This is a genomic window from Bradyrhizobium sp. LeoA1Lang (genome assembly GCF_055413685.1).
The window spans coordinates 35,213-57,197 of record NZ_JBVAPG010000019.1 but is presented as its reverse complement, the minus strand read 5'-3'; the positions used below and the strand labels follow the sequence as shown (position 1 = coordinate 57,197).

At 61.8% G+C, this 21,985-nt stretch carries 21 protein-coding genes and 1 tRNA gene; 9 read left to right on the top strand and 13 right to left on the bottom strand.

The window, feature by feature from the left end:
• The first annotated feature begins 121 nt into the window (after positions 1–121).
• Positions 122–526, top strand: coding sequence for a YccF domain-containing protein (locus ACZYOF_RS09730; protein ID WP_130580894.1), 405 nt, complete (start codon positions 122–124; stop codon positions 524–526).
• Position 527: 1 nt separating this feature from the next.
• Here the strand turns inward: ACZYOF_RS09730 and ACZYOF_RS09725 are convergent, their stop codons facing one another.
• The gene (locus tag ACZYOF_RS09725) at positions 528–1,607 is read right to left on the bottom strand and encodes an LLM class flavin-dependent oxidoreductase (protein ID WP_463715610.1); all 1,080 of its coding nucleotides are present in this window, start codon (positions 1,605–1,607) and stop codon (positions 528–530) included.
• Positions 1,608–1,734: 127 nt separating this feature from the next.
• Here ACZYOF_RS09725 and ACZYOF_RS09720 point away from each other — a divergent pair.
• A tRNA-Arg gene (locus ACZYOF_RS09720) sits at positions 1,735–1,811 on the top strand.
• A gap of 440 nt (positions 1,812–2,251) precedes the next feature.
• Complete coding sequence (locus tag ACZYOF_RS09715) at positions 2,252–4,930, top strand: Ig-like domain repeat protein (RefSeq protein ID WP_463715609.1); 2,679 nt, start codon at positions 2,252–2,254, stop codon at positions 4,928–4,930.
• Positions 4,931–5,150: 220 nt separating this feature from the next.
• Here ACZYOF_RS09715 and ACZYOF_RS09710 read toward each other — a convergent pair whose 3' ends face one another.
• From ACZYOF_RS09710 to ACZYOF_RS09680, 7 genes are all read right to left on the bottom strand, one after another.
• Positions 5,151–5,585 (bottom strand): hypothetical protein, encoded by a 435-nt coding sequence (locus ACZYOF_RS09710; protein ID WP_463715608.1) that lies wholly within the window; start codon positions 5,583–5,585, stop codon positions 5,151–5,153.
• Positions 5,586–5,603: 18 nt separating this feature from the next.
• Positions 5,604–6,539 carry a DUF2950 domain-containing protein gene (locus tag ACZYOF_RS09705; RefSeq protein WP_463715607.1) on the bottom strand — a complete coding sequence of 312 codons (936 nt, stop codon included), beginning with the start codon at positions 6,537–6,539 and terminating at the stop codon, positions 5,604–5,606.
• Positions 6,536–8,170: a DUF3300 domain-containing protein gene (locus tag ACZYOF_RS09700; RefSeq protein ID WP_463715606.1), complete on the bottom strand. Its 1,635-nt coding sequence runs from the start codon at positions 8,168–8,170 to the stop codon at positions 6,536–6,538. The genes ACZYOF_RS09705 and ACZYOF_RS09700 overlap by 4 nt, the downstream gene beginning before the upstream one ends.
• A gap of 180 nt (positions 8,171–8,350) precedes the next feature.
• On the bottom strand, positions 8,351–10,243 hold the full coding sequence (locus ACZYOF_RS09695) for a sensor histidine kinase (RefSeq protein WP_463715605.1): 1,893 nt from the start codon (positions 10,241–10,243) through the stop codon (positions 8,351–8,353).
• Between the two features lie 209 nt (positions 10,244–10,452).
• A complete protein-coding gene (locus ACZYOF_RS09690) occupies positions 10,453–10,872 on the bottom strand; it encodes a hypothetical protein (RefSeq protein ID WP_463715604.1) in 420 nt (139 codons plus the stop codon).
• A gap of 49 nt (positions 10,873–10,921) precedes the next feature.
• On the bottom strand, positions 10,922–12,154 hold the full coding sequence (locus ACZYOF_RS09685; protein WP_463715603.1) for an HlyD family secretion protein: 1,233 nt from the start codon (positions 12,152–12,154) through the stop codon (positions 10,922–10,924).
• Positions 12,147–12,587 (bottom strand): hypothetical protein, encoded by a 441-nt coding sequence (locus tag ACZYOF_RS09680; RefSeq protein WP_463715622.1) that lies wholly within the window; start codon positions 12,585–12,587, stop codon positions 12,147–12,149. The genes ACZYOF_RS09685 and ACZYOF_RS09680 overlap by 8 nt, the downstream gene beginning before the upstream one ends.
• Positions 12,588–12,761: 174 nt before the next feature.
• On the opposite strand from ACZYOF_RS09680, the gene ACZYOF_RS09675 reads away from it, so the two are divergent.
• From ACZYOF_RS09675 to ACZYOF_RS09665, 3 genes are all read left to right on the top strand, one after another.
• The gene (locus ACZYOF_RS09675; RefSeq protein ID WP_130580120.1) at positions 12,762–13,217 is read left to right on the top strand and encodes a hypothetical protein; all 456 of its coding nucleotides are present in this window, start codon (positions 12,762–12,764) and stop codon (positions 13,215–13,217) included.
• Positions 13,218–13,262: 45 nt separating this feature from the next.
• Positions 13,263–14,060 (top strand): polyphosphate kinase 2, encoded by a 798-nt coding sequence (ppk2, locus tag ACZYOF_RS09670; protein WP_282529081.1) that lies wholly within the window; start codon positions 13,263–13,265, stop codon positions 14,058–14,060.
• Positions 14,061–14,304: 244 nt separating this feature from the next.
• Positions 14,305–14,739 carry a hypothetical protein gene (locus ACZYOF_RS09665; RefSeq protein WP_463715602.1) on the top strand — a complete coding sequence of 145 codons (435 nt, stop codon included), beginning with the start codon at positions 14,305–14,307 and terminating at the stop codon, positions 14,737–14,739.
• Positions 14,740–15,412: 673 nt separating this feature from the next.
• On the opposite strand, the gene ACZYOF_RS09660 is transcribed toward ACZYOF_RS09665, so the two are convergent.
• A complete protein-coding gene (locus ACZYOF_RS09660) occupies positions 15,413–15,841 on the bottom strand; it encodes a hypothetical protein (protein ID WP_463715601.1) in 429 nt (142 codons plus the stop codon).
• A gap of 185 nt (positions 15,842–16,026) precedes the next feature.
• Positions 16,027–17,721, bottom strand: coding sequence for a SulP family inorganic anion transporter (locus tag ACZYOF_RS09655; RefSeq protein WP_463715600.1), 1,695 nt, complete (start codon positions 17,719–17,721; stop codon positions 16,027–16,029).
• Between the two features lie 152 nt (positions 17,722–17,873).
• Between ACZYOF_RS09655 and ACZYOF_RS09650 the strand changes: the two genes are divergently transcribed.
• A complete protein-coding gene (locus tag ACZYOF_RS09650) occupies positions 17,874–18,758 on the top strand; it encodes an alpha/beta hydrolase family protein (protein WP_130580114.1) in 885 nt (294 codons plus the stop codon).
• 29 nt (positions 18,759–18,787) lie between these two features.
• Positions 18,788–19,384: an invasion associated locus B family protein gene (locus ACZYOF_RS09645; protein ID WP_463715599.1), complete on the top strand. Its 597-nt coding sequence runs from the start codon at positions 18,788–18,790 to the stop codon at positions 19,382–19,384.
• Positions 19,385–19,400: 16 nt separating this feature from the next.
• Here ACZYOF_RS09645 and ACZYOF_RS09640 read toward each other — a convergent pair whose 3' ends face one another.
• Both ACZYOF_RS09640 and ACZYOF_RS09635 read right to left on the bottom strand, forming a co-directional pair.
• Positions 19,401–19,775: a response regulator gene (locus ACZYOF_RS09640; RefSeq protein ID WP_463715598.1), complete on the bottom strand. Its 375-nt coding sequence runs from the start codon at positions 19,773–19,775 to the stop codon at positions 19,401–19,403.
• Positions 19,776–19,979: 204 nt separating this feature from the next.
• Complete coding sequence (locus ACZYOF_RS09635) at positions 19,980–20,612, bottom strand: response regulator transcription factor (RefSeq protein WP_165421219.1); 633 nt, start codon at positions 20,610–20,612, stop codon at positions 19,980–19,982.
• Between the two features lie 227 nt (positions 20,613–20,839).
• On the opposite strand from ACZYOF_RS09635, the gene ACZYOF_RS09630 reads away from it, so the two are divergent.
• The gene (locus ACZYOF_RS09630; RefSeq protein WP_165421218.1) at positions 20,840–21,526 is read left to right on the top strand and encodes a helix-turn-helix domain-containing protein; all 687 of its coding nucleotides are present in this window, start codon (positions 20,840–20,842) and stop codon (positions 21,524–21,526) included.
• Here the strand turns inward: ACZYOF_RS09630 and ACZYOF_RS09625 are convergent.
• A complete protein-coding gene (locus ACZYOF_RS09625) occupies positions 21,453–21,968 on the bottom strand; it encodes a potassium channel family protein (protein WP_130580112.1) in 516 nt (171 codons plus the stop codon). The two genes, ACZYOF_RS09630 and ACZYOF_RS09625, sit on opposite strands and share 74 nt — an antisense overlap.
• Positions 21,969–21,985 lie beyond the last annotated feature (17 nt).

The following is a 21,985-nucleotide window of genomic DNA, read 5'->3' as shown; positions in this document are numbered from 1 at the left end:
GCTCTAAGCCAGCGCGACCGCCGATCGGGCGGCTATCTTGCGCGACGACGATGGCGTACAAATATGGGGGGCGAGGCCGGCCACGAGGCAATCTGGCCACCAGGCAATGACGAGTGAACCCATGTCTCCTCTTTCCATCCTCCTCAATGTGCTCTGGATCCTGATCGGCGGCGCGTGGATGGCGTTTGGCTGGCTTGTCGCCGCAATTATCATGGCGATCACGATCATCGGCCTGCCCTGGGCGCGCGCGGCTTTCAACATCGCCGTCTATACCCTGCTGCCGTTCGGCTCGCGGGCGGTGCGCCGCGACGAAATCACCGGCGCGAGCGACGTCGGGACCGGCGCGTTCGGGCTGATCGGCAATGTGATCTGGTTCGTGCTCGCGGGCTGGTGGCTTGCGCTCGGTCACCTGCTCACGGCGATCATCTGGGCGGTCACCATCATCGGCCTGCCCTTCGCCTGGGCGCATCTCAAGCTTGCCGGCATCGCGCTGTGGCCGATCGGCAAGACGATCGTGCCGGCCTGAGCTACGCCATCAGGCGGCCGCGATTGTTCGCCGCAAGGATCGGACGGATCAGCCTCCCGAAACGCTCGGCCTCTTCGTCATGCAGATAGCCTGACAGGCAGAAGGAATGGCAGCCGGCATCGATGAATCGCTGCAGCATGTCGGCGCATTGGACGGGATTGCCGACCACGGCAATGCCGGCGCCGGGCCGGACCTTGGTGATGCCGGTCCACAGATGCGGCAACAGGAGATCGCCATGCTCGCGCGCAAGCTGCTGCACCCGTTGATTGGCGACTGAATTGTTGTAGAGCGTCTTCATCTCCTGTTTCTGCCGTTCGCTGGCGTGACGCACGAGGTGGTCGGCCGCCTCCCACGCATCCGCTTCGTTCTCGCGGCAGATCACCTGCAACCGCATGCCGAAGCCGATCTCCTGCTCGCGGCCGTGGTTGCGCGCCAGCGCCCTGATCTCGGCGATGTTCTGCGCGATGCGTTCCGGCAGGTCGCCCCAGAACAGGTGCACATCGGAATGTTTCGCCGATAATTCCCACGCCTGCCGCGAGCCGCCGCCGAGATAGAATTTCGGAAACGGCTGCTGCAGCGGCCGCGGCCGGATGTGCGCACCCGATAGCGTGTGGAACCTGCCATTGAAATGCACCGGCCCGCGCGTGGTCCACAGCGCCTTCAGGATCGAGACCTCCTCGTCCATCAGCGCGTAACGCTCTTCCTTGGCATAACGAACGCCTTCGGCTTGGACCTCGCTCTTGTTCTGGCCCGCGATCAGGTTGATACAGATGCGCCCGCCCGACATCTGGTCGAAGGTCGAGATCATCTTGGCTAGCAGCACCGGATTGATATAGCCGGGACGCGCCGCGATCAGCGGCTTGATCTTCGACGACCGCGCCGCCATGAAGGCGCCCGTGATCCAGGCCTCCCAGCACACCGAGCCGACCGGGATCAGCAAATATTCAAAGCCCGCCGCTTCGGCGGCCTGCACCACCCGCTCGCAGAGTTCCGGCGAGCCCGCCACCTGGGCTTCCATCAGCCCATAGGCCGTGGTGTCGCCATGTGTCGGCAAATACCAGCCAAATTCGAGCGGACGCATGACGAATCTCCCTGGGCAGACGGCGTTTGTACACAGTTTCTACGCCCAGTTTATCGCCTGTGCCCGGCCGAACAATCACCTCAAGGCCGTTGCCGACAGCAGACCAATCGGCTAAATGAACTGCCAAGCACCCGTAGCTCAGCTGGATAGAGCGTTGCCCTCCGAAGGCAAAGGTCACACGTTCGAATCGTGTCGGGTGCGCCATTTTTGCGGTGCTGGCCGGGTCGTCCGCAAGCGGTGACCAGAAAGTCGAGCGCCCCTTCTTCTTCTCCGTTCTCCGTCAAGCAGCCCGGCGGTGAACTTCAGCCGTTCATCCATCTGGTTACACTCCTGCCAGGGCACTTTGCTCTCCTCGCAAAAGGCCCCACTGCGTAACCCATATCTCCGGAGTGAATTGTCACCCATCTCTGGTCGGCAAGGACATGGCGTTGCACGCTGCTGCAGCCAACTCGTCAATCCGCTTTTTCAAGAATCAAAATCAACTTAACTCTGTGGTTATTCGGATCACCATCGATTGTCCTGCGAGATACGTCGGACGTCGCTTAGATCGGCGCGCATTTATTGCGCTCGACACGTCCCGATACGTGTGCGATCAACGACGACTGGCTGGGAAATACATCGCAAAGAGACGTGCTGGGGGCTAGGTGTCTGGGATTGGTCGCATTGTCGGCAGCATCAAGCTGGCCGCACTGATTGTTTTCGCATTTTTTGCCGTTTCGACGTCAGCCCATGCGGCGCCACCGACAGCGACCATCACTGTTGACCCGGATCGACTAGCGTATGGTGGGTCGGCGAAGGTGACAATCTTGTTCTCTGAAGCCGTGACCGGCTTTACTCTCCTTGACTTGACGCTCACCAATGCGACCGCGTCCAATCTCGCAACCTCGGACAACATCACCTACACCGTCGACCTCACTGCAAATTCGGGTGCGCCGGCCGCAACCAATCAGGTCGTTGTGAACTTATCCGGGGTGACGAACGGCTTGGAAGCCGGCATCGGCACCGCCGTTTCAAATAACTATACAGTCGGACCGATCAGCCAGACCATCACCTTCGGCGCCCAGACGGGACGGACCTTTGTCAGCGGCGGCACGTTTGTGGTCAGTCCGCTGGCCTCGGCAAGCAGCGGCCTGGCGGTAACCTATTCCTCGCTGACCCCGGGCGTCTGCACGGTTTTCGGCGGTATCGTGACCATGATCAGCGCAGGCACGTGCACGGTGGCCGCCGATCAGGCCGGCAATGGAACCACCGTCGCGGCCGCGAGCCAGGTGACCCAGGACATCATCATCGCCAGGGCGACCAGCAGTATTACGTTGGTTGCGTCACCCAGCCCGAGTCTTCCGGGACAGGCCGTCACCTTCACCGCGACAGTGTCGGGCTCATCGCCCACTGGCACGGTGACGTTCCAGGACGGCACGACGACGCTGGGCACCGGCACCCTTAGTGGCGGACTGGCAACGTTGACCACATCGGCGCTGACGTCCGGAACGCATGCGATCACGGCAGTCTATGGCGGCGATACCAACAACGCGTCCAATACGTCATCGGTGCTGAACCAGGCTGTCAACCAGGCGGCGACGGCGACAGTTCTCGTCTCATCTGCCAATCCAAGCACTCTGGGACAGGCCGTGACGTTCACAGCAACAGTGACTGGCACGAGCGGCACGCCCACCGGCATGGTCACGTTCAAGGACGGCGCGACGACGCTGGGCACCGGCACCATCAGTGGCGGACAGGCGACGTTGACCACATCGGCGCTGACATCCGGAACGCATGCGATCACGGCAGTCTATGGCGGCGATGCCAACAACACGTCCAATACGTCATCGGTGCTGAACCAGGCTGTCAACCAGGCGGCGACGGCGACAGTTCTCGTCTCATCTGCCAATCCAAGCACGCCGGGACAGGCCGTGACGTTCACAGCAACAGTGACAAGCGGGGGCGATACGCCGACCGGCACGGTGAGATTCGACGATGGCGGCGCTGCGATCGGCAGCGCGACCTTGGCCGGCGGGGTTGCCAGCCTGACGACCTCGGCGCTGACGGCTGGCACCCATACCATCACCGCAACCTATGCCGGCAATGGCACGTTCAAGGCCAGCACGTCGGCAGCGCTGCTGCAGGCGGTGAACACGCCACAGGACAGTCTGAAGCTGCGGGCCTTGCAGATCATCGCAACCAAGACCGTGGCGCAAAACTCGGGCGCAGCCATTGCAGGCGCGATCGACACCGCGATCTCCGAGGGCTTCAGCGATGGTGGCAACATGGTCTCGCCGAGCGGAGGCGGCATTCGTTTCAACTTCTCCGCCGATCCCGATCAGCCGCAGGCCGCAACCGCAGGCGCCGACGTGTCGGATCGATGGAATGGATTGTACGGGCGCAACGGCGGCGGCCTGTCGGGTGGCGCCAACAGCTATGCGCAGTCGCAATTGCCGCAGGGCGCATCCCGGGTCGACAACGCGTTCGCGGCAATCGATCGCAATGCGATGCCCGCCAAGGCGCCCGCGTTTCGCTACGTCGAGCCGAAGGACTGGCTGTTGTGGGCGGATGTCAGAGGCAGCGGCATCGATCGCTGGGGGTCGTCGACATCGACACCGATTCTGTACGGCAGCCAGATCAATGCGCTGTTGGGCCTTACGCGCAGGGTCACACCGAACTTTCTGGTCGGTGCGCTCGGCGGCTACGAGACCTTCGACTACCGGTCCGATGCTTTGAGTGGCCATCTCAAGGGCGATGGCTGGACACTCGGTTCATATCTCGGCTGGAGGTTCGCGCCGGGACTGCGCTTCGACGCAGCCGCGGCGTATTCCGGGATCGGCTATGACGGCACCGCAGGCACCGCTACTGGCAACTTCAGTGGACATCGCTGGCTGGTGTCGGGTGGTCTGACCGGCGACACCAAAGCTTATGGTTTAAACATCGAGCCTTCGGCCAAGGTCTACGCGCTCTGGGAAAATGAGAACGCCTACACCGACTCGCTCGGCACGCCGCAGGCGGATCGCAATTTCTTCACCGGCCGTGCCTCGGCTGGTCTCAAAGTCAGCTATCCATGGGTCGCCAGCGCGACCGTGGCGCTCGCGCCCTATGCGGGCCTTTACGCGGATTACTACTTCACCGGCGATGATGCCGCTGCGTTGGCGTTGGCCGGGGCCGTGCCGCTCGCTTCGGTCCCGCTGCTCGATGGCTGGTCCGCGCGTGCAACGGGAGGGCTGGCGGTGCGCCTTGGCAACGAAGCCACTGTTGCTCTTGGCGCCGAACTCGGCGGCATAGGCAGCAACGTGCAAATCTGGACTTTCCGCGGAAGAGGATCGATTCCATTTTGAGACGACGAAAAATTATGCATTAATTTCACATAAGAGTTCGCTATTCTGCTCTGAATGGCGCGTTACTTTGCAGCGCGATGCGCGCCAGATCGAAACTGTAGCTCCGTCTCGTTCGCGTAGGTCGCTTCGGGCGCCAGCTCCGACACGAATGCCCGCTCATTGTCACAAGCGCAGAAGCTCAGCTTGAGCGGATGACTTTTGCTCTTGCCCGATACTCAACTCACTTCAGCGAAATCCTGATACCGCTGAGGTTGGCGGCGAACTCCATCCCCGCTTTTGGCCCTTTCAGGATGAGCACGACGCCGTTTTCATTTCTCAAGTTGACGCCTCCTGCGCCGCCAACCAGGGCACCGCCGGCGCCAACCGCGCTATAGGTGCCGGCAAAGTCGCTTACGTCAGCTATGCCTGAGGCCCAACCTTCCAGACGACTGACGGATGCGCCGGCGGTAACGCCGAGGCTGAGGCCGGAGACCCGGAACGGATAGTTGCGGCCGCGATATGTCAGGACGCCGGTGCCGCCGCCGGCGCCCACCACCAGGCCCGCTTTCGCGAAATTGACCCGGACGTAGCCCGGCGCTTGCGCTTGCGATGACGTTACAGGAAATGCAAACGCGAACAATGCGATCACCGCAAGACGAATTGCAAATGGCTCCATTGCAATGCTTCCGCCTTTTCAAGGATTCGTCGCGTCCACCTTCTTCCACGTCTGGTCCGGATCGAACAGATAAGTGCGCTTGGCGATGACCGCCGTGCGTTCGCCGAGATCCTTCTGATAGACCGTGCCCGCGTGGTTGACCATGAAGGTCATGACGCCCGAATTGCCATACTCCGCGGGATAGGCGATCAGCCCGAAGCCGCCGATCATCTTGCCTTTGACGACATAATTCACGGCTCCGCCGGGCGCGTTGGGCCCCTGTCCTTTCAGGATTCGGAAGTAGTAGCCGTGGTAGGGCGCGCTGCCCTCCGCGCCGGCCTTATAGCCTTCCGTTGCCGCCTGCGCCGCGAGTTCACCGAGGGGACTTTGGTCGCGGTCGTCGCGCCAGAACAGGCCATCTTTCTTGCCCGGAGTGCTGACAATCCGTTGCGCATAGACCCCGGCGCCGTCGCCGGTACGATCCTTGTCCGCATATTCGTTCTCGGCATCGACAAAGGCGAGCGCGGTTTGAATGGCATCGAGCTCGTTGCGTCCGATGCGGCGATACAGGATCTCGAGGCGACCAGCGGCGGAGTCAAACTCCCAGCCATCCCTGTTGTTGACCAGCGGGATCGGGAACGGGAAGTCATCCGCGCCCAGGATGAGCGTCGCCTTCTTGTTTCCTTCCGCCTTGATCGAGTGCTTGGCTTCATACGCGGACAGGAAACGTTCGCGCGTCTCGGCATCGGCGACATCATCGCCTGACGCGATGATGTCCTCGGCGTCCTTGCCCAGAACTTTCAGCACGGCTCTTTTCTCCCCGGTCTTGACGGCGGCAGCGAGCGCAGCCGCGGCGTCCTCCGGCGAAGGATAGGCCTGTTGCGCGTGAGCCGATGTGATCGGGAGCGCCAGCATCATAAGGGCAGCGACAGCGGCCGCGGGGCGAGCCAATCGGAGCCACGGAACGACGATCATGGTGATGGCTCCGATGCTGTGGGAATCCGTGCGCCGGCGGCAAGCCAGTCGCTGTAGGTCCGGAACTTCAATCCGAGCTTGTCGTAGTAGACCCTGAGGTAGCCGTCGCCGCCACGCGTGACGGCTTCCGGCATGATGCCCTGCACTTCCTGCGCCATCACGCCGACATAGGACTTGCTGCTGCCGAGATAGCTGAAGCGGTAGTAGCCGAGACCGTTGGCGAGATGACCAAGCAGGACGATACCGTGCTTCAGCGCGATATCCGACCGCCGTCCGCCACCCCCGCGGAAGCCCCCGCCGCCTCCGCCACGGAAACCTCCACCGCCACCGCGAACGGCGGCACCCTGGAAACCACCGCCCCCGCGGCCGGCGAAGGCGACCGCACCTCCGGCCCGTCCAGCAGAGCTTGCCCGGCCTCGAGCGGCCTGCAGATTGGCAGCCTTGCCGGAAGACACATTCCTGAAGGCTGTGTCGCGGCCGCCGCCGCCACGCGCCGCATTGCGACCGCGCTCACCTGCCCCCGCACGAGCGCCCCCCGCTTTGGCGCGATCGGCCGCGGCTGGGCGATTGGCCCGATCACCGCCAGGACGATCACGAGAGGCAGCGCCGTCGCGACCGCGATCACCAGTACGATCGCCGACGCGATCACCGCCGCCGGGTCGGTCTTGTCCGGGACGCAGCACTTGCTCGCCGCCGCGGCCTCGGAAATCCATCCGATTCGCGCTTCCCGCCTTCAGATTGTTGTTGCCGAAGCGCTGCTGAACATTGGCGTTGCTGTATCGCACGCCTTGCCGATGCACCGGATTGTGCTGCCAATTGTTTCCGACATTGGTGACCCGGTTGTAGTGGTTGACGTAGAGGTTGCGGTTGCCCCAATTGAATCCGCCGCCCCAGTAATTGCCCCAGCGGCCGATCGCCCAGGCGGTACCGAAGGCAAGGCCCGCTGCGATCACGCCCGCGCCGATATAAGATGGGTAGCCGAAGTAATAGGGCGGATAGTCCGCATACGGCCACGTTCCGTAGACGGTGGCCGGGTCGTAATAGGGAACGTACATCGCATTGGGATCAGCCGACTCGATGACGATCACCTGCTTGTTGTCCTGAGTCTGCACGCTGACCTTCTGCTGCTTGGTCGTCACCAGCTTGTCGTTGGCCTGGGCTTTGGCGCGCAACCGCTGGACCGCGTCCATGACATCAGGCTGCTGCGCGAGCACGGCATCGCCGAGATTCTTGGTCCAGTCGATCTTGTCGCTCATCATCGAGAGAACCGCTGTCGTGCTGACCAGGGCTTTGACGCTGTCGTCCCAGGACTGTTTGTCGACCGCGTTCTTCAGCGCGTCGCCCTTCAGGTCCTTGTGCGAGGCCACCCAACGGTCGGCCTGCACGATCTCCAGCGGATAGGTCGACGCCGCGAGCACGTTCGCCAGGAGGTCGTCGGGATAGAGTGCAATCGGCGCGACCAGCGCCTCGAGCTGTTCAGGCTTCAACAACGGTTCGCTCGGCGTGGCCGGTGGCGTCCCCTGCAGCTGATCGCCCTGAGCAGGCGGAGGGTTGGTCGCCTGCGCAAAGGCGGCGACGGGAGCCATCAGGAACAGTGCGAGCGCGAGCAAAATCCTGCCGCAACGAGACATCACAACCTCCATGAGCCTCACATGCGGCAAACATCCGTCCAGGGCATGCGCGCTTCTTGATCAAGATCAAAGAAACTCGGGGCGGTTCACCTGGACGCGATATTGCTGCGGCGCGACATGCTCACGGGCAGATAACCAGGATCAACACGAACTCGCGCCGTTGCCGGTTCGCGCCGGACCTTAGCCAACAAGTGGCAATCTGATCCGGAACAGCGCCCCACCTGAGCTCCGGTTTTCCACGGTGATCTGGCCATGATGCGCTTCGACGATCGTGCGGGCGATCGCAAGGCCCATGCCCATGCCTTGTGTCTTGGTCGTGAAGAATGGCTCGAAGACATCCTTCAAATGATCGTTGGCGATGCCTGGACCTGAATCGCCAACCAGGATTTCGGCCTGTTCATCAGGTATGCCCGTCGCGACGATCACCTCCCGTTTCTCGGTTTGCACCTCGGATACGGCATCGATCGCGTTCATGACCAGATTGAGGACAACCTGCTGAAGTTGAACGGTATCGCCCTTGACGCGCAACGGCATCGAAGCCGGTACATACTTCAACGTCACGGCACGGCCTTCGGCCAAGGCCGACACTATGCCAACGGCCTCCCCAACAGTCTCGTTGAGGTTGATCTGGCTAACCTCAATTGGCACTCTTTTCAGCATGTTGCGAAGACGGCGGATCACTTCGCTCGCCCGCTGGTCATCACGCCTGATGTCAGCCAGGATTTCTTGTATTTCACCGAGATCGGGCGATGGCGATTTCAGCATCAGCTCCGCCGTCTCGGTGTTGGTGAGAATAGAGCCAAGCGGCTGGTTCAGCTCGTGTGCCAGAGAGGTCGCGAGTTCTCCCGCAGCCGAGTAGCGGTTCACCCGTGCGAGCTCCGCCAGACGTTGCCGCGCTTCGACCTCGGCGAGGCGCCGGCGATGGCGTTCATGGAGCAAGCCACTGATCAGGGCCGCCTGCACGAGGATCACTGCCGCGATCAGCGCGACCTGCCACTGATATCTTTGCCAGAACGTCGGCTCGCGAAACAGAATTTCGCTTCCCGCGGGCAGGTTGCTCTCGCTGATGCCCCAGCGCTGCAACTCGCGCCAGTCGTATCTCGGAGGTGCAAATCCGATCGGCTCGATCTTGATGTTGGCAGGCTTCTCGCCACCGAGGATGCGGATCGCGGCATTGACGGTTTTCTCGCTCGATGCGCCGATCGAATGCATCGGGCCGCCGACGGTGTATTGGCCGAAGAAGGCTTCCTGGAAGGAAAAGATCGGAGCGTTCGCGACCGCATGAAGACTGCGCAATGCGAGATCGCCTTCATGAGCGACACCTGCCGCGTCGACCGACATCAAGCCCCAGAAGAGGACGGTGCGCGGCGGAAGCGTCGCCGCGCGCTGCAGGATTTCGTGAAATGACAGGTCCGCGTACCAGACGAATGCCACCCGGCCTTCGAAGGGCTTCGCTTCCCTCTTTGCTTCATCGAGCCAGAACTTCTCCAACGGCGAGGCGCCGATCACGACGGCAATCGTTTGCGTGTCCGGCAGGACATGAAGAATGCTGCCGAAAAAGGCTGAGAAATCGTTGTAGACCGAGATGACAGTGTCGTTATCCGTAAGTCCGGCGCGATTCACCAGCCGCTGTTCGACCGCCGTCAGCACCATGGGCGTCTCAGGGAAGAGCTCTGCGCGAAATCTCTCGACGAATCTGGCGGCAGGCGCGCCAAAGCTGATCACAATGTCGGGCGCCGCGCCCTGGTAGAGCGAGCGCAGATAGTCGACGAACGGCGCTTCCGGAACCGGATTGTCGAACCGCGCGGTCAGCAGCGTCTGTTCCTGGAGATCCAGCGGCCACGGCGATTGGCGCTCGAGCTCCTCCCGGATGGTGCGGGCAAATTCGCTCCATGGTCGGAAGTCTCGCCCGAAGGAATGGAGCAGCAGCACGCGCTTGGGTTCGCCACGTGGGGCGGCGCCACTCGCCGGCTCGGGCAGGAAGATGAACCAGACCAGTAAACAGGCGCAGAGCCACACGGCCGCAACCGGCCTGCCAATGTTGGGCGCAGCAATGGGGGCAGGTCCGCCCATTCTTTTCCCCGGCAGTCTCAGACGTCCAAACGTTTGCATCTCAAGCTCGGCAATTCCAGCGCGAATTGCACCGCGGCCAACGGCTTACTCCGCCGGGCGAGGAGTTCAGCAGCGCGTCGTGACCCGACCGTAGGCGTTCCCTGACTGCACGCAAGGGACTCGATGACTTGAATCAACCGCGCGCCGCGCGCATTGCGTCACGGCAAGCGCTATGATTTGCAGCGGTGATAGGTGACTTCCATTCCCTCGATGCCAGGAAACAGGCGCGTGATGGTGTCGTCATCAACCACTTTGAAGAAGAGTTGGATGTTTTCGAGCATGATCCCTGAGGCGCAGCCGACGACCATATTGACGTTCTCGTCGTTGTCCTTCCTGGATTTGATCGAGCAGGTCGCGTACTTGGCTCTCAGACGATTGGGCTCGGCGATGAATCCGCCGCCATGCACGCCGGGAAAATTGGTGAAGGCGACCAGCTTTGCCCTTCCCTTGCGCGTGAATACCTTGCTGCATTGGTCGGCGCTCGCGACCCATGAGCCGGTGAGATCAAACGCGGCCGCATTTCCGGATAATCCCAAGACGGCAACGGCCAATGTTGTCACAAGCACCGGAAACCCGCGAAGTCCCTTCATTTCATGCCCCCTTCCAGAATGTCGCAGGCACTTCCGTGCTCGCCGCGTATCAATGGCCGCTGAACACGAGGGTCTTGATCGGCAACAGCAGCGCCTGGATCCGCAGCAGCAACGCGTGCACCAGTCCCACGCCATCGACCACATGCAGCGCGATGCGCCGGCCCGCGCTGGTGTCCGTGTTGGAGATTTCGTCATGGTTGCTGGTGTAGGCGTTGACGATGCAACTGCTGCCCGGCGTGACCCCTTCGAGACCGCCCTTGTAGAGCGGCTCCAGGAACACCAAGACGGTCCCCGGCCGGATGATGTTTTGCGCTTCGACCAGTTGCTCGCCACCTCTGAACTGGCCGGCGGCGATATAGTCCTGGACCGTCGTGACCACCATCGGAATGATGACCCAGGGCCTTGAGATACAGGTCGCTTCCGCCACCATGCCTTCCCTCATCACCTGAGCCTCGATCTGGCCGAATCCGGCCTGCAGGATCCGCCGGCCTGCACCCTCCGGGATAAGGATGCCGGCCGGCCGCATCAGCGGGTTGACGACGTCGCCAACCCGAAGCAGGAACTGCTCCACACGACCATCGACGCCGGCGCGAACGAAAGTCTTGTCCATATCCACTTGCGCCTGCGCCAAGCTGGCTTCGGCGCTTGCCTTCTCCGCCGGCAGCAGTGTTGAAACCCGCAAGGTCGCGGACTGCTTGACGGCCACTGCGGCGTCGATCCCGGCTTGCCGTTGATCGACGAGGACCTGCAGCTTTTCGATGTCGCGCTGCGGCACGATGCCGGGATTGCGGCGCTGCAGTTCGCTCTTCACATCCAATTCGTCCTTGGCTTGCTGATGCGCGCTTCTTGCTTCCTGGGCCTGTGCCTCGGCCTTGACGACATCGGCTTCCGCGGCCACCAGCGCAGCGTCCACCTCGGCGACCTTGCGCTTGGCCGTTTCAAGGGCTGCTTCCTGCTTCGAATTGTCCAGCCTGAAGATCACGTCGCCTTTCTTCACCGGTGCGCTGAAGTCGAAATTGACTTCCGCGACGCGCCCGGAAGCCTCCGGGAGGATCGGGATCGTCCGGAAGAACAGCGTGGCGGTGTCGGTTGCGGGATGGAAATAGAAGATCATGGTGATCAGCGCTATCGTGAGCATGAGGCAACTGGTGATGCCCCACCTCAGCTCGAACCAGACCGAGAAGAAGGTGATCTCCTTGCCGAAGCGTTTGCCCTGGACGTAGCGGCGGAAGAGATAGTCTGGAAGGACCGTCACGAGGGAGCAGATCAGGAGCTCAAGCATTGCTGGACTCCCTTGCCTTCGCGGCATCCGGGCCTCTCGTCTCCGATGAGGCGGCCGGAAGCGCCGGATCCGGTTTGGTTTCAGGCTTTGCCGCGCCGCCTTCATCCGCAGCGGCACTTGCTATCTTCTCCACCGAGCCGGCAATGCTGCGCAGCGGCGTGCTGAAATCGGGAAGATCGATCATGGCGAGCAACAGCGCCGCGACCCAGAACAGGTGGATGTGCGTGAAAAGCGCCAGCAAGCCGAGGACCGCGACGATCTCGAACTGCAGCTTTTGCGATTTGTGCGCCATCCGCTCGGGCAGGCTGTGCAGGCGCCAATAGAGCGTACCGACCCACAGCACGACGGCTATCAGGAAGATGCCCATCACAACCATCAGCACGTCGACCTCGTTCGGCGGCGTGATGAAAAAAGGCAGATGATGGGGCGCCATTGGATGAAGCTGCTCGCTCAACTGCTTCTCCCGGGTCAGGAATTGGGCCTTTGACCGTTCAGTCTGGGTACCGTCGTCCAGGGGTCGCTTGATCTGGATCAAAGGTGCGCCCCTACCCGGCCCTAGCCTTTCGCGAACGACCAGAGGAAACCGGCCATTCAGGAGATGTCAGCCATGCCAGCGAACATTGATGACCTGATCCCCAACGCCAGCCAGATCCAGAAGGAGGCCGCCCTCCGGGAGGCGGAAAAGGCGGATGAGTATGTCCGCCGCGCGGCCGCCGCCGAGGCCGAGAAGAAAGCCCTGATCGATCGGCTCAGCCGGCCCTCCGGCAAGTCCGAGGAGGAAAAGATCCAGTTGGCATCGACCATCATCCAGCGCGCCGTGCGGAACGGATTGACCGAAGTCCTGGTGTATCGCTTCCCGAATACGCTGTGCACCGACAAGGGCCGCGCCATCAACCAGATGGAAGCGGGCTGGGAAGCCACGCTGACCGGGATTCCCAAGGAGATCTTCCAGCTTTGGACCGACTACCTGAAGCCGCGCGGCTACCGCATCCGCTATCAGGTCATCGATTTTCCCGGCGGTGTGCCCGGCGACATCGGCGTCACCATCGCCTGGGGCGATTAAGCGGCCGGCCGGTTCAAGACGATCTGAAACAGTGGAAGCCTGGACATGGCAGATGCGCCCGCCGCACGGATGAAGCGGAAGATCTATGAGAAGGAACTGGAGAAGCTCCAGGTCGAGCTATGCCATCTCCAGGAATGGGTGAAAGCGAACCAGGCGCGGGTCATCATCCTGTTCGAAGGCAGGGATGCGGCGGGCAAGGGAGGCACGATCAAGGCGATCACGGAAAAGGTCAGCCCCCGCGTGTTTCGCGTCGTCGCCCTCCCTGCGCCTTCGGATCGCGAAAAGACGCAGATGTTCATCCAGCGCTACATGCAGCATTTCCCTGCCGGGGGCGAAATCGTCATTTTCGACCGGAGCTGGTACAACCGGGCCGGGGTCGAATATGTGATGGGCTTCTGCAGCCCCGCCGAGCACAAGCGCTTCCTCGAGCTGTGCCCTACCGTGGAGCACTACGTCGTTGAGGCCGGCATCGTCCTAATCAAGCTGTGGCTCGAGGTCGGGATGGAGGAACAGGAGCGACGATTCAGGGCCAGGATCAACGATCCGCTGCGGCAATGGAAGCTGAGTCCGATGGATACGGAATCCTATCGACGCTGGTACGCCTACTCGCGGGCACGCGACCTGATGCTCAAGGCCACCAGTTCGAAACATGCGCCATGGCACATCATCCGCTCCGACGACAAACGGCGGGCACGGCTGAACTGCATCTCGCATATCTTGGACATGATCCCGTACAAGCGCGTTCGCCGGAACAAGGTCAGGCTGCCCAAGCGTTCCAGCAAAGGACGCTACAACGATCAGACCGGGCTGCGCGGGATGGCGTTTGTTGCTCAGCGGTACTGACCGGATGCGGCCAAGTTCCAAATTCCGAGCTTTTCTCAATCGTCCGCCATCCGGGACTCGCAACGCCAGCTTGATTTATGTCAAGGGAGCGACCACCGCGCACGAATAGCGTTAATAATGGCCGCCCATTCCGGCCGAGCAGGGATAGGTTCGAGGATCATCTCGCCATCCGTCGCGATTTGCCAACGGCGGCATAAAGAATCATTCGGTCTTCGAATCTTGTCCGCAACAAGAGGAGAGCGCAATGACACGGCTGCCAGTGATTGCCGCAGCAGTTCTAGCGATTGCTGCATCTGCCCCCATTGTTTGCACGACAACAAGCCCCGCATCAGCCCAAGGATGGCAAGGCAGGGACGGCAATGTGGGCAGCGATTTGAGAGACCTTCTGAGAGACCGGATTCAAACGCGCGAAGATCTGCGAGACCTCATTATCGACCTTCTGCGAGATCGACAGGAGATGCGGGGCCGCCTGCGCGAGCGGATGGGCCAGTGGCGTGACCGCGAGGAGGATGAAGGCGACGGGAGCTGGCGCGGCGGTCTGCGGGAGCGGCTCGCCGAGAGGTTGGCTGAGCGACGCCATGGAGGTGAGGGCGGAGGCTGCTATTTCCTTACCCGCAGCCTGAGTGACGAGGACCGCGATTTTATCCTTATCATTCGTCGGCGCGTGTGCCGCGACTGAGCATCTCAGAGTGAGCCGGAGCGGAATCACGACGAGTTCCGCTCCGGCCTCTCGCTCACAATGAGGAGACTCATGATGAACAAGGCCTTTGCCCTCACCGCCACGCTTTTGCTTATCTCTCCGCCCGCCTTCAGTCAGAACGCCCCCAGCTCAGATCAGCGAGACTCATCATACTCCCGAAGCGATCGTGATCTGGACGATGTTCTGCGGGCAATCGGCGAATCTGGTCGCGGGGGAGCACGCCGAGGCGGCGCCGCGTTCTTCCTGCGGAATGGCGACGCGATGGTGGCTGTGCGCTGCGATCCACAAGACTCCATGAAGGCATGCGTTGACACCACTCTGACGCTCCTTGAGCGGGCGCGCTCCATGCAGCCTGGAGGAGGAGCGCAGAGTGGCGCTCCGGGAGCACCGAGTGGCGCTCCGGGAGCACAGCCCCAACCTCGCTGACAACTCTGAAAGCCGGGATGTCTGCTTGCCGCTTACGACCCAGACGACGGATTTGCACGCTTTCGAGTTAGCCGAAACGATAGGCGGCTGCGTGCGTTCCTGAGAGCTGACGATTCTGATTTGGCAGGCGAACGCTCCCTGGGCGGGCTGACTCTCGCGCATCGCACAAGAGCGCCTCGTCCCCGAAAAGCAGACCACGGCACCGCAGCCATGGCCCGCTGCGCGATCACTTCAATCTTATGGTGACGCCACCGACGGCGGCTGAGACTTCGGCTCCGATCTTCGGTCCGCTGAGTTGCAAGATCACGCCATTGTTGTTTCGTAGCTGAACGCCACCGGCGCCGGCGGCAACGGCGCCACCAGCGCCGACCGCGCCGTAGCTGCCTTCGATGGACTCAGGCCCCCGCAAATTCAGCGCACGCCCAACAAGCTTGGTAGTCGAGGCTCCGATCGTGAAGCCAACGCTCATGCCGGAGACAGTGAATGGATAGCGCTTGCCGCGGAGTATCAGCACGCCCTCGCCGCCACCGACGCCGAGGACAAAGCCGCCTTTGGTGAAGACGACGGCAACCTGGCCGGTCTCCGCCCGCGACGGCGTACTCAGTCCTGCCAAGCCCAGCATTGCCAGCACCCCGATCACCCCAACATGTCTCATGATTTACCTCCAAGAGCGATTTAGAGAACAGTTTGCCAAGACTACTTCCCGCGTCAGACGCGCTCGACGGCGGGTTTCTCCCGATCGTCGTGTACGGCGACACTGAATGGTGGTGGGTCGCGCCGCCGCCCCTTTGATCCAAGTCAATGCTGCGTTAACCCGCAGCGAGCTCCTCAGGCGCTCGATCATCCGCCGGCCTTGCTCTCGCCAAGCACGCTGTCGAGCGTCCGCATCCAGTTGCGGCTATCGGTCTTTTCCGCCAGCCCGTCCGCCTGCAACAGGTCGCGCAATTGAGCATGAGCGCCGACGATGCAGAACGTCACCTCGCGATCTGCCAGTTCGTCATGCAGATCATGCAACATGCGCGCGCCGGCCAGATCGATGAAGGGCGATGCCGAGAGGTCGCAGACCACCACCTTGATGTCCGACGATTTTCGCAGTGCAGCCAGAACAGTGTCGAGGATCGTCTCGGCATTGACGTAGAGCAGCGACGCTTCGGGACGGAATGCGATGACGCCGGCGAGCGGCTCCACCCCATGATGCCTGGCGCTATCCGAATAACGGCCGGTTCCGGGGAGCCGTCCGAGAAAAGCCACATGCGGCTGCGACGCGCGGACGAGCAGCAGGAAGATGGATGCGAGTGCCGCAAGCAGCACTCCCTGCAGGATTCCAAGCAGCAGCACCGAAGCGAGCGCGATCGCCGCAGCATAGAAATCGATCCGGCTGATTTTCCACATGCGCAGCAGCGCGGGGATGTCGACCAGCCTGTACACCGCAGCAAGAACGATCGCAGCCAACACCGCCTTGGGAAGATTTGTCAGCAGTCCCGTGAAGAACAGCAGACACAGCGCAAGCGTGACCGAGCAGAGCACCAGCGCCAAAGGCGTACGGGCCCCGGCCGCGTCGTTCACCGCAGATTGCGACAGGCCGCCGGCAACGGGATAGCCGTGGCCGAGCGCCGCCGCGAGGTTGGCCGCACCCAGTCCCAGAAACTCCTGCCGGACATCGAGGCCGTAGCCATGCTTGGCCGCAAAGCTCCGCGCCGCCGAAATCCCCTCGACATAGGCAAGCAACAGACAGCCGGCCGCGATCGGAAACAGCTCTGCAGGCTTCGACAGCCCGAACGAAGGCATTGCAAGCGCCGGCAGCCCTTGCGGAATCGCCCCGGTAATCGGCACTCCCAGCGCCGGCAGGCCAAATATCGATGCAACCAGAATCGATAGTGCGACGACGGCGAGTCCAACCGGCTTGCCCGGCCGGAAGCGCTCGCCGATCAGCAACAGCAGCAGCGAAGCAAGACCGATCGCTAAGACGAGCAAGTTGACATCGCCGAGCTGCCCGGCGAGCCGAACAGCCCGGTCAAAGAAATTGTGGCCACCGCCCGCTACACCGAACAGGCTGGGTAGCTGCGTCATCATGATCGTCAGCCCGGCGCCCGCCTTGAATCCGACCAGGATGCTGTCGCTGATCAGGCGTACCAAAAGGCTGAGCTTGAACAGCCAGGCGATCAGGCAAAGCAACGCCACCGCACAGGCCACCAAGCTCGCGATGTCAGCGTATCGCGCCGGATCGCCTGCGGCCAAAGCTCCGGCCGAGCCGGCGATCATGAGCGAGATCGCGGATGTCGGACCAATCGCAAGCTGACGCGAGGAGCCGAGGAGTGCATAGCCGACGCCGCCAAGCAGATAGCCGTAGATTCCGACATGAGGCGGCAGCCCGGCGAGCGCCGCATAGGCCAGCGAAACCGGTATCGCGTAGGCGGCGAGCGTAATCCCCGCGACGGCGTCCAAGGACAGAAAGGAAAGCCGATAATTGGCAAGCCACTCCATCGGCGGAAAGAGCCGCGTCCATCCCGGTTGCTGAGATGACGATGGCTTCATGTGAATTGGCCCGTCACGCGAGATTTGAGGCGCTATAGCGATCGCCGAATTGCTCCGATCAACGGCGGCCTGGAGCCAAGCGGGATTGATCTGGATCAAGCGTCGCTTCGGATTCGATCCGTCAACTCGCCTCGTTACGGCGGAGCTCTGATATGGGTCAGGCTTGCTCACGATTCCTGATAATACTGTTCGTCTTCCTCAGCCAGATCGCGCCGGCGCGCCCTGACGATCAAAACGCTCCCGCGCGCATTCAGGAGGAAGTCTGGGCGCTGCCGCTCGTCCTGCCGACCATCGCCTATGTGGTGCGTCCGGTCGGCGACGGCCCCTTCCCGCTCGCCATCATGAATCACGGGGTGTCACTTGACCCGGTGCAGCGCAGCTTCTTTCCGCTGGTCGAATTCCGCGACGCCGCCATGTGGTTCGCGCGACGCGGCTACCTCGTGGTGGCACCGGTTGGATCGGGTTACGGCGCCTCGGCGATCGACATACCCGAACGCGGGCTCTACGGACCGTTCTTCTCCAAGATCGGCAATTGCACCAATCCGAACTTCCACGACGCCGGCATGGCGGTTGCGCAGCTCGACCTCTTGATCATCGACTATATGGCAGCCGAGAAGAAGATCGTGCCGAAGGATGTCATCGTGATCGGCCAATCGGCCGGCGGCTGGGCGTCGATTGCGCTTTCGAGCGCAAACCCGGCGCAAGTCAAAGCCATCATCACCTTTGCAGCCGGACGCGGCGGCCGCGTCGATGGCAAGCCGAACAACAATTGTGCGCCGGACCGGCTGGTCGAGGCTACCCGTGAATTCGGCCGTACGTCGCGGGTGCCGATGCTCTGGATCTACATTGCAAACGACACGTTCTTCGGCCCGGCGCTGTCGAAACGAATGCACGAGGCGTTCACCGCCGCAGGCGGCAACGCCGAGTACCACCTGCTTCCGCCGTTCGGTGACGATGGACATTTCCTGGTCGGCTCGGCCGATTCCATTCCGATCTGGGCGCCGCTCGTCAGCGTGTTCCTGGACAGGCACAAATAGCGACGGTGGCCGGCGTGAGGAGCATAGCCATGACGATGCAGCCTCCTGGACCGTTTCCGATCCCGTTCGTCGCCCTGATATTATCAGCGACGATCGCGGGCGGTCCGGCGAATGGACAAAAGGTGCCGGCTGACGCGCAACCCGGGGGAGCCGAAATCGCGCCTCGCGGCCAGCGCGAAGCGCGCGACATCAAGTTTGGCGACTGGGAGAAGGTCTGCTTCAAGCCCGGCGGCGCGAAGATGGTCTGCCGCACCACGATCAGCGGCACCTTCAATACCGCCCAGACCGCGGTTCGCGTCTATCTGACCGAGCGCGAGGACAATAGCGGCGCGCGGCTACAGCTTTTCCTGCCGGTTGGTCTCTATCTGCCGGCAGGCGCCACGCTCACCGTCGATCAGGGCGCAACCTATCGACTTCCGTTCACGTGGTGTCTCACCAACACCTGCATTGCAGGCGACCTCGCCAACCCAAACCTGCTGCGCGACATGGACTCTGGTCAGAAACTCTTTCTGCAAGTGGTCGACACCAACTTGCTGTCGGTGAAGACGGCGCTGCCGCTCGATCAGTTTGCGACCGTGCGCAAAGGCGCACCTGCACGTGTTTTCGAACAGGATATCGATGAGTGAGGATAAACACGCGCGACTAGGCGATAGCGGCCGCCATTCTTTCGATCGGCTCGATCAGTGATTTCGCCGAGAACGGCTTGGTCAGGTAAGCGACGCATCCCGACTCCGTCGCCGCCGTGCGGTTCGCATGGCTGTCATTGCCAGTGATATAGATGACCGGCAAGCTGATGCCGTTGTCCAGGAGCCGGCGACGCAGATCAATGCCGGATTGACCATTCAGATTGATATCCAGGATGATGCAGAAAGCGCCACCAAAATCGCCGTGGCCAAGCAGCGCGCTGGCGGACTCGAATAGCGTCGTATCAAACCCGTGCTGCCCCAGCAGACGCTTAAGGCTCCTGAGCATGGATCGGTCGTCATCTACGACAAGAACAGATCTTCGATTCGGCAAGGTGCTCAGCTTTTCGAGGATGTTTTCGGCCGTCTTCTGCAGTCGGCGGCCTGACCGCGAGCCGAGAAGCTCGATTGATTTCGCACCCCCAGATACGCGCTGTCATCAAGGTGTGATATTGTCCGTTCGGACAGGTGTCCTGAGGGAACCCAACACCCTTTGCGTATTTTTCCTGTCAAAGTGCGATAGTTTCGATCTCGGACGCTAACGGTCTGCATCGTTCCTTGAGCCGAGCACGCCGAGCCGCTCCGCGATCGATACCAATTCGGCGAGCGAGTGCACTTGCATCTTTTCCATCACCTGGTGGCGGTGCGCTTTCACCGTGCGCTCGGTTGTTCCCAATTGATGCGCGATCTGCTTGTTGATCTTGCCGCGCACGATCAACTCGAACACCTGTCGCTCGCGCGGCGTCAGCCTTGCAAGGAGGGAGCGATGGGAATCGAGCTTGCTGCGCTGGCTGCGCACTGCGCCATGACGAGCAATGGCGCGCTCGATGGCATCCATCAACTGTTCCGAAGACACTGGTTTGGTCAGGAAATCCTCCGCGCCGGCCTTGATTGCCCGCACGGCCGTCGCAGTGTCGGCGTACCCGGTGAGGAACACGATCGGCAGCGTCGAACCGAGTTCGCTGAGACGATTTTGCAGTTCGGGACCGCTCAGGCCGGGTATCCGCACATCGAGCAGGATGCATCCCAGCCGCTCATTGTCCGACAGACGATCCAGTAGCTGCTGAGCGGACGGATAGGTTGCGACGTCATAGCCGGCGAGCTTCAGCCGCCGCTCAATGGCTGTCCGAAACGAAGCATCGTCATCAACCACGTGAACGAGGCCAGGCAATTTTCCCTCCGAGGAGGCATGGAGCCGGATCGTGACCGGTAGTCTCGCCGCCGGTCCGACACCATTGCCTACTTGTCCCATAGTACAATGGTCCGTGGGACAATGATTAGGAATCCTGCCTTCGTCGCAGATCAACTTTAGCGAGACTGGACCCGATACCGCATTCTTGCAGCGCAATACTTCTAAAGACTGACAAAAATCGTGACGTTCAGGTTAGGAGTTGGGCCATGTTTTCCTATGTCAACATCGATCCGGCAGCATCCCTACCTAATATGCTCGGCGCGTTCGGCATGGCGAGCGCTTCGAACCCGATGGTGACCTTAAACGAATTTACGTACAAGAAAGGGACGGAGATCTACGGCGAGAAAGAACCTGCCGATTACGTCTATCAGGTCAAGTCTGGTGCAGTGCGAAGCTACAAGCTGCTTTCAGACGGCCGCCGTCAGATTGGCGCGTTTCACCTGGTCGGCGATATCTTCGGGCTGGAGAACGGCAGCGAGCATCGTTTCACGGCCGAGGCGATCGTCGACACCGCGGTGCGCCTGGTGAAGCGTCGCAGCCTCGAACTCGTAGCCGAGAGCGATGCGATGGTCGCCCGCAACCTGCTCAGCATGACCACGAACAACCTGCAGCACGCCGAGGATCACATGCTCCTGCTCGGCCGCAAGACGTCGCTCGAGCGCGTTGTTGCCTTCCTGCTCGAAATGGACAAGCGCCTGACCGCGGCCGGCGTCATGGCGCTGCCGATGTGCCGCCGTGACATCGCCGATTATCTCGGCCTGACGCTGGAGACGGTCTCTCGCGCCCTGTCGCGGCTGCACGAGCTCGGCATCCTCGGATTCATCGGCAACAACCAGCGCCAGATCGTGCTCCTGGACCGGCCCCAGTTGGCGGGCCTCGATTTGCAGAACTGAAAGGCCCTCCTGGCTCGGCGATCGATGCAAGGTGGTCGTACGACCTGCGCAGCACCTCGAACAACAGGGCCGTCGACCAGCCGAACATCAGGATGCCGTTCATTGCGGTTATCGGTCCCGTCAGCCGCCATGATGCCGCGGGCGTGATATCGCCGTAGCCGAGGGTGGTGTAGTTCACGAAGGCGAAATAAACGAGGTCGGCGCCGGCAGGTGCGGCACCGACGATCGCATAGGCCAGTGCCCAGACAAAGACGTCGAGGGTATGAGCCAGCATCAGCAGGATTGCCACAACGACCATGACGCCCATCAGATGAAGTCTCGGCCAAACAGGGTGTCGTTGCTCTGCAATACGGGCGATGGCGACCACAGCGACGGTCACCAGCGCGTGGATCATGATGTTGACTACGCTGATGACTGCGCCGACAAGGAACTGAAGTGCCATCCGTCGGCCCCGGCCGC